The sequence below is a fragment of the Cupriavidus sp. YAF13 genome (genome assembly GCF_052113425.1).
Classification (GTDB): Bacteria; Pseudomonadota; Gammaproteobacteria; order Burkholderiales; family Burkholderiaceae; genus Cupriavidus.
This window is the reverse complement of sequence record NZ_JBFRDD010000113.1, coordinates 1-6,907: the sequence shown is the minus strand read 5'-3', so window position 1 is coordinate 6,907 and position 6,907 is coordinate 1. Positions and strand designations below refer to the sequence as shown.

The window sequence follows — 6,907 nt, the reverse complement described above, 5'->3', positions numbered from 1 at the left end:
GTCCTTGATGGCGAGGGTGGTAGTCATGGCAGTTCTCCTTGGGAGCGATTGGGACTTGGGTTCATTTCGGTTGAGCATCTGTGCTGCGCTCGGGAGGTACAAACGCATGGAGTGTGCCAAGGCGGGCCATGCCATCGCAGATCGCCCGCAAACGCAGGCTGGGCCTGGGGCAAAAATGGATCGAGCCGGAAAGGACGTGCCAGCAAGCGCTCCGGAGCGGCCCGGATCTGATGGGCGGCGGCCAACACAACAACACCGGGTGTTCGCGCATGCGCGACAGGCAGCGGCTCTTGTGGCACCGTCGTGCCGCTGGCGTGGCTTGCCGGCGTTGATGCAATGCACGAGGGGTTTGCGATTGGCGTGAGTGCGCACTAGTATCCATCGTGGGCAGGTACTCGCTGTAGAAGGGCGAGTGGGCGCTCAATGCGCAACTTTGCGCAATCACGTCGTGGCTGCATCGATGCCTAGCATTCCAGACCTGATACGTACCTTCCAAAGCGGTGGTCTGTCGCACGACGAGCTGTTGGCCCGCATTGACAGCACCTTGGCCGTGGACCAGGCAAGCGCCACGCAGCTAGCGGACATGCTCAGCGAGGAGAACACCCGCTTTCCGCTGCCGCCTGGCGTTTATGAAGAGGTGTTGCAGCGCATAGAGCGCCGCGGGACAACCCAGTTCGAGGATGGCGGCGAGGAAACCCGCGTGCAGACTGGCCACGCCGGCATGGCGTCCGCGCCTTCCTTGCCATCGCAGCCGCCCGCGAGCGATCAGGCGATTGCCGGGGCGGAGCAGACCAAAGGGGTGGGCGATACCTTGAATGGCCGCTTCGTGCTGGAGGAGTGCCTGGGTGTGGGCGGCATGGGGACGGTCTACAAGGCGCTCGACCTGCGCAAGCTCGAGGCCTCGGATCGCAAACCTTACATCGCCATCAAGGTCCTCAACGTGCAGTTCCGCGGTCATCCGAAATCGCTGATCGCGCTGCAGCGCGAGGCGCGCAAGGCGCAGACGCTGGCGCATCGCAATATCGTGACGGTCTATGACTTCGACCGTGATGGCTCGGTGGTCTACCTGACCATGGAGTACCTGTCGGGCAAGTCGCTGAATCGTGTCTTGCGCGCGCCAGACTTTGCCGGCATGCCTTATGCCAAGGCACTGCCGATCATCACAGGCATGGGCCGGGCCCTGTCCTATGCGCACGAGCGTGGCTTCGTCCACTGCGACTTCAAGCCCGCCAATGTCTTCCTCACCGATAGCGGTGAAGTGAAGGTGATCGATTTCGGCATCGCGCGCGTCTTCCAGCAACCGGCGGACGACGCGGACCCGACCGTGTTCGACCCGGGCACGCTCGGCGGCATGACCCCCGCCTATGCCAGCCCCGAGATGTTCGAGCATCGCGAGCCGGATCCGCGCGACGACATCTACGCGCTGGCCTGCGTGACCTATGAACTGCTGACTGGCAGGCACCCCTATGAGCGGCTGTCGGCCAACCAGGCGCGCGGCGCCGGCCTCAAGCCACAGCGTCCCAAGGTGCTCAGCCGCGGGCAGTGGCGCGCGCTGCGCGCAGCGCTGTCTTTCGATCGTGCAACGCGCACGCCTACCGTGGCGCGCTTCCTGGCCGAAATGGGCACCGAGCGCCATGGTGGCATGCCAATGGCCAAGCTGGGCGCCGCGTCCGTGGCCGGCGTGCTGCTGGCCGGCGGGCTGGGTTACTACGTGTGGCGCGCGCGCACCGCGCAGGAGGGCCAGCAGCCTGCGGCGCAATCCTCGGCAAGCGCGGTGGTATCCGCCACGCCCCAAGCCGCAGTGACGCCGTCCGCGGCGCCGGGCTCGCCGCCGCCCGCGCAACCGAGCGAGGAAGCCCGGCCCGAGCGCACGCTCTCCATGCAGGCCGTGGCGCCGGTGCTGGCGCGCGCGCCTTGCTCGCTGCTGTCGGCCACCGGGCAGGACCATGTATTGCAGGTGCGTGGCTATGTGGCGGAGCGCTTTGGCATCAAGCGGCTGAAAGACGAGCTGAGCGCGGTACCCGGCGTGCGGACGCTGAACCTGGACGTGCAGACGCTGGGCGATGACAAGTGCGACGTGATCAAGCTGATCTCGCCTTACTGGTCGGGGCGCCGCAGCGCAACCGCGCTGACCACGATCCGCACCCGTGCACCCGGCGCGCAACTCACGGAGGGAACGCCGCTGATCGTGGACATCACCACGCCGGCTTATGACACCTATGTCTACGTCGACTACTACATGGCCGATGGCAAGGTCGTGCATATGGTGCCAAGCCAGCGTGCCAAGGCCAACCAGGCACCCGCCAGCTACACCGCTGCCGTGGGCAGCCTCGGGGACTGGGTGATCTCGAAGCCGTTCGGCACCGAGTTGATCGTGCTGATCACCACGCCCGCGCCGCTGTTCGACACGCTGCGCCCGGAGTCGGAGTCCAGGCAGGACTACCTGCGCGCGCTTGATCGGCAACTGGGTCCGATGGCGGCCAAGCGCGGAGAAAGCCATATCGGTGCCGACATGGTGCAGATATCTACCAACCCGCGCTAGCTAGGCAGGGCGACATTGGCAGCGGCTACTTCAGGTCCCGCACGACGCGAAATCCGTTCTGCGACTGGCGCACGCTCGCGCTGTACTTGAAACGGGTGGAGGAGAGCATGTAGCTCGCGCCTTCATGCCATGAGCCGCCACGGATCACGCGCACGCTGCAGCCGGGCTCGTCCCAGGCACGTCCGTCGGCAGGCGCGTTCTTGTAGGAGATGTGCCAGCAGTCGGCGACCCATTCCCACACGCTGCCGTTCATGTCGTGGAGGCCGTAGCCATTGGCGGCAAAGGAGCCGACGTTGGCGGGCGCGTCGGCATTCCACGGTTCGCCGCAGTCCTTGCAGTTGGCCGTGCCTTTGCGCATCTGGTCGCCCCACCAGTAGAGCGTCGCGGTGCCGCCCCGGGCGGCGTATTCCCACTCGGCTTCGGTCGGCAGGCGGTAGTGCTTGCCGCTGACCTTGCTTAGCCAGGCGACGTACTGCTGGGCATCGTCCCAGCTCACATCGCGCACTGGGGCGTTCCTGGGTGCGTTGGCGACAGTCGCGATGCGCTGGCATGCACCCGCATCGGCGCAGGCGCTCCATTGTTCCACCGTGACTTCGTACTTGCCGATGGCAAAGGGCTGGCCGATGGTGACGTGATGCGGTGGCTTCTCGGTCGGGTCACCGCCGTTGCTGCCCATGGTGAAGCTGCCCGTCGGCAGGCTGTGCAGCACGGGACAGGCCGGGCAGTCCTTGACCTCGCCCGGCCTGATCTCGACTGTCACGGCGCCGGCCACGGCAGCTCGTTGCGTGGCGGGTGCGCTTGCGGCCGGTGCGGGTGGAGCGGATGCGGCAGGTGCGGATGGTGCGGTTGGTGAGGGCGCGGCAGGCGGCGCTTGCACCTTGCCGGACTGGGTGCGCGCTGGCGGCGGCGTGACGGTGCCTTGCGCGGTGGCTGGCCCGGATGAGGCGCCTGGCGTGCGAGCACGCTCGGCAGGCGCCCCGGCCGCGCGTAGCCGCTCGATCCTGGCGCGTGCCAGAGGCGCAAAGCGGCCGTTCGGATAGGCCTTAAGGTAGGCCTCGTAATCGCTTGCGAAATTGCTGTTCTTGATGGAGTCCCAGAAACTGAGCTCGTACTGCTCGTCGCTGTCCTTGGGAAGGATGCCGCGATGCTGCGCAAGGATCAGCGCATCGGCTTGCCTGTGTGCGTGCGTGATGGCTGCGTTGTCATTGTCGTCGACGTTGACGTTGACGTTTTCGCTGGTGGCCGAGGCGTTCGCCGCGAATCGGAGCGGGGCGGATAACGACGAGGATATCCACGGTTGCTGCCGCCGCCCTGTTTGCTGGCTCACGATATCACCAGCCCGGCGCAGGGCGGCCTCGGCATCAAGGCCGGGCACGCGCATCGTGCGCAGCAGGGCGCTGGTGAACGCACCGTGCCGCGCCCCTTCGGCTGCCACGGCGCCGGGGGCCGTGGCATAGGCGATCAGCGTGTTGGCGGGGGCGGCGGGCGGCTTGACGGCACTGCCGCGATAGGGGTTGTCCAGGCAGCTATCGAGGATCACCACGTTAAGCATGTCCGGCCTTGGCGCCGACATGCTGGCCAGTACGGCGCCAAGCCCGGTGCCAGCGGTGAGCAAGCGGCCAGGTGTGCGGCTGCCGGCATCGACGGGAATCATCACCGGGCTGTCCGCGACCTCGATGCCGTGTCCCGCGAAATAGAACAAAGCCGTGCCGCCGGCCTGCAGGCGCTGCTGGAATTCGGCAAGCGCTCGCGCCATGCCTTCCCGGTCCAGGTTCTCGCGGAGCATGACGTCGAAGCCGAGCGCGGCCAAGGTGCGGCGCATTGCCCGGGCGTCATTGGCGGCGTTGGGCAGCGGCTCGTCCACATAGGCGCCGTTGCCGATGACCAGGGCGAGGCGCCTGCCCGGAGCGCTTGCGGGGGCGGCGGCCGGGTGCTTTGCTTCGGGGGGGAGGGTTGGCGTGTCGATACCGGCTTCGGCCCTCACGGCCGCAGCCAACCCAAGCAGGCACACGACAAGGAATTTTCGCCACATATGCAGGCCTTGTTCGTACGGCGCCGAAGTGCATCGGCGGCCCACGTGCCAACGGCGTGACGCGGCACGCGAGAGCGATGATGCCCGGCCATCACCTGGCCGGCCCGCCTTGTCCTTTGCGCCGACGTGATGCAGCGCTAGCGGCACTGGGCTGGCTCAATCAACCATAGCACAGCGATTGTGAATCCGGAGGTGCTTCGCAACACCGGGTGGCGTAGCAAGCTCACAACCGCGCGGCGCCGACGCGGCGCAGGGTATCGCCAAGTATCTTTTTGCTGTTTTCCGTTCTAAGCTGAATGAYGAAATTGGATGACGAAATGCAGCGCGCCGGCCTGAAGCCAATCGACGAATCCGCCAAAAGCCAAACACAAATAGCAAGAACAAATAGCAAGAATTCACCGCGTTCGAGACAAGCTGTTCGGGAGGGCTAACGTATGCACAGGCGAACCGTGCTCGGCACATTGGCAGCGTCGCTGCTGGCTCCGTTGCCTTCGATCTCGTTATCCACGACATCCCCACCCAATGCCGAGGTCTACATTATCTGGCCGCCCGATGGCGCCGTGATCGATGGTGGCAAATTCTGGGTGCGCATGGGCCTGCGCAATATGGGGATCGCCCCCAAGGGCATCGACATGGCCAACGTCGGCCACCACCACCTGTTGATCGACACGGACCTGCCGCCGATGGACAAGGAGATTCCGAATGACCGGAACCACCTGCACTTCGGCGCCGGCGAGACCGAGGCGCGGATCGAACTGCCACCGGGCAAGCACACCTTGCAGTTGCTGCTCGGCGACAAGGACCACAAGCCCCACGACCCGCCGATCTACTCCAAGAAGATCACCATCACCGTTCGATAAGGCCCCGGGCCGCCGGGCCGGCGGCACGATACGGGAGACAGTCCATGCGTAAGCTCATTCCGGCTGCTGCGCTTGCCGCCAGCCTGCTTCTGATCGGTGGCACGCCGGGCGGCGCAATCGCGGACGCCACGCCCGCGCCCGCCCATGCCTACCTGTATATCGGCTTTCCCAACAACAACCAGGTCCTGCCGGCGGGCAAGCCGATCAAGGTGTGGTTCGGGCTGCGCGGCATGGGCGTAGCGCCACGCGGCGTGAAGTTTCCGAACAGCGGCCATCACCATCTGCTGATCGATACCGACCTGCCGCCCATGGACAAGGAAATCCCGAACGACCGCAACCATCTGCATTTCGGCGCCGGCGAGACGGAGACCACGATCGAGCTGCCGCCGGGCAAACACACCTTGCAACTGCTGATGGCCGACGACAAGCACATTCCGCACAACCCGCCGATCTACTCCAAGAAGATCACGATCTACGTGAAGTAACTTCGGTCGTTCAGGTCGTTCATTCGGGTTCGCGCTTTTCTCGCGGCGGCGCATGACGCGTGCCGCTCGCACATCGCCGCGTTATTGCGCGCTTGCCAGGCGGCGCTCGCCGCACAACTCCCTCGTGTCTTCATCGCACCGGCCGTGCGCGCCGCATGCGGCGGGCGTTTGTCACCAGCGAGCAAACACATGGTGTCTGTTGTGTTGGCCGCCGCCCATCAGATCCGGGCCGCTCCGGAGCGCTTGCTGGCACGTCCTTTCGGCTCGATCCATTTTTTCCACAGGCCCAGCCTGCGTTTGCGGGCGATCCGCGATGGCATGGCCCGCCTTGGCACACTCCATGCGTTTGTACCTCCCGAGCGCAGCACAGATGCTCAACCSAAATGAACCCAAGTCCCAATCGCTCCCAAGGAGAACTGCCATGACTACCACCCTCGCCATCAAGGACCTGCCGGTCACCGAAGAACTCGACACCCGCGCCATGCGCGCCGTGCGCGGCGGCTTCGTGCCCTTCATGCCCATCTTCAGCTCGGTCAAGCTCGACTCGACCTTCAATGCTTCGCAGCTGATCGGCCAGACCCAGAACGTTGTGAACATGAACGGCAACAACGCCGCCTTCGTGGCCGACATCAAGTCCCATGTCGACTCGACGCAAAACGCCAGCAACAACATCTACTGAGCCGCGGGCCACGCCCCAAGCTGAATTCGCAAACGACTGAATACCCCGGAGAACTGCCATGACTACCACCCTCGCCATCAAGGACCTGCCGGTCACCGAAGAACTCGACACCCGCGCCATGCGCGCCGTGCGCGGCGGCTTCGTGCCCTTCATGCCCGTCTTCAGCCTGACCAAGATCGACTCGACCTTCAATGCCCAGCAACTGATCGGGCAGACGCAGAACGTCGTCAACATGAACGGCAACAACACGGCCTTTGCCGACGACATCAAGTCCCACGTGACGTCGACGCAGAACGCCAGCAACAACAT

Annotated in this window: 6 protein-coding genes; 5 read left to right on the top strand and 1 reads right to left on the bottom strand. The window is 65.2% G+C overall.

Annotated features, from left to right (window positions below; translation table 11 throughout):
* The first annotated feature begins 460 nt into the window (after window positions 1–460).
* Window positions 461–2,542, top strand: coding sequence for a protein kinase domain-containing protein (locus AB4061_RS40055; RefSeq protein ID WP_441641585.1), 2,082 nt, complete (start codon window positions 461–463; stop codon window positions 2,540–2,542).
* Between the two features lie 25 nt (window positions 2,543–2,567).
* Here AB4061_RS40055 and AB4061_RS40050 read toward each other — a convergent pair whose 3' ends face one another.
* Complete coding sequence (locus AB4061_RS40050) at window positions 2,568–4,574, bottom strand: SUMF1/EgtB/PvdO family nonheme iron enzyme (protein WP_441641584.1); 2,007 nt, start codon at window positions 4,572–4,574, stop codon at window positions 2,568–2,570.
* Window positions 4,575–5,008: 434 nt separating this feature from the next.
* Here AB4061_RS40050 and AB4061_RS40045 point away from each other — a divergent pair, with 434 nt between their 5' ends.
* The 4 genes from AB4061_RS40045 to AB4061_RS40030 form a co-directional block, all read left to right on the top strand.
* Entirely contained in the window at window positions 5,009–5,434 is a 426-nt protein-coding gene (locus AB4061_RS40045; RefSeq protein WP_441641583.1) for a DUF4399 domain-containing protein, read from the top strand.
* A 44-nt stretch (window positions 5,435–5,478) separates the two neighbouring features.
* Complete coding sequence (locus AB4061_RS40040; RefSeq protein WP_441641582.1) at window positions 5,479–5,919, top strand: DUF4399 domain-containing protein; 441 nt, start codon at window positions 5,479–5,481, stop codon at window positions 5,917–5,919.
* A gap of 421 nt (window positions 5,920–6,340) precedes the next feature.
* Window positions 6,341–6,598 (top strand): hypothetical protein, encoded by a 258-nt coding sequence (locus AB4061_RS40035; RefSeq protein ID WP_441641581.1) that lies wholly within the window; start codon window positions 6,341–6,343, stop codon window positions 6,596–6,598.
* A 58-nt stretch (window positions 6,599–6,656) separates the two neighbouring features.
* A partial coding sequence (locus AB4061_RS40030) for a hypothetical protein (RefSeq protein ID WP_441641580.1) occupies window positions 6,657–6,907 on the top strand: 251 nt, incomplete at its 3' end.